General features: G+C 63.4%; 1 protein-coding gene. It reads left to right on the top strand.

Features of this window, described 5'->3' with window-relative positions:
- On the top strand, positions 1 to 675 hold a 675-nt coding region (locus LI94_RS21385; RefSeq protein ID WP_046302511.1), incomplete at both ends, for a polyketide synthase.

Consider the following 675-nt stretch of genomic DNA (forward strand, 5'->3'; position numbering starts at 1 on the left):
GAGTTTTTTGGTATTTCGCCGCGTGAGGCTGATGCGATGGATCCTCAGCAGCGGTTGTTGATGGAGGTGGCCTGGGAGGCGTTGGAGCATGCCGGGATCACCAAGGAGGCGATCCGGGGCACCCAGACCGGCATCTTCGTCGGTATGACCACCAACGACTACGCGCTGGACATCATGAGCCAGATCCGGCCACAAGAAGTCGACCCCTACGTTCCCTTCGGCAATGCGGCCAATTTCGCGGCGGGGCGGTTGTCGTATTTCTTGGGTGTGCATGGTCCGGCGATGATGTTGGATACGGCGTGTTCGTCGTCGTTGGTGACGATTCATTTGGCGTGTGCGAGTTTGCGGCGTCGGGAGTCGGATCAGGCGTTGGCCGCTGGGGTGAATTTGATGTTGACCCCGCAGAACAGTATTGCGACGTCGCGGTGGGGGATGTTGGCCCCGGACGGGCAGTGCAAGACTTTTGATGCCGCCGCCGACGGTTACGTGCGCTCCGAGGGTGCTGGGGTGGTGGTGCTCAAGCGGTTGTCGGATGCCCAGCGTGATGGTGACCGGGTGCTGGCGGTGGTGCGGGGTTCGGCGGTGAATCAGGATGGGCCGTCGTCGGGTCAGACGGTGCCGTCGGGTCCGGCGCAGCAGAAGGTGGTGCGGGCGGCGTTGGCGTCGGCGCGGTTG

The organism is Mycobacterium sp. UM_Kg27 (assembly GCF_000972905.1).
Lineage (GTDB): Bacteria > Actinomycetota > Actinomycetes > Mycobacteriales > Mycobacteriaceae > Mycobacterium.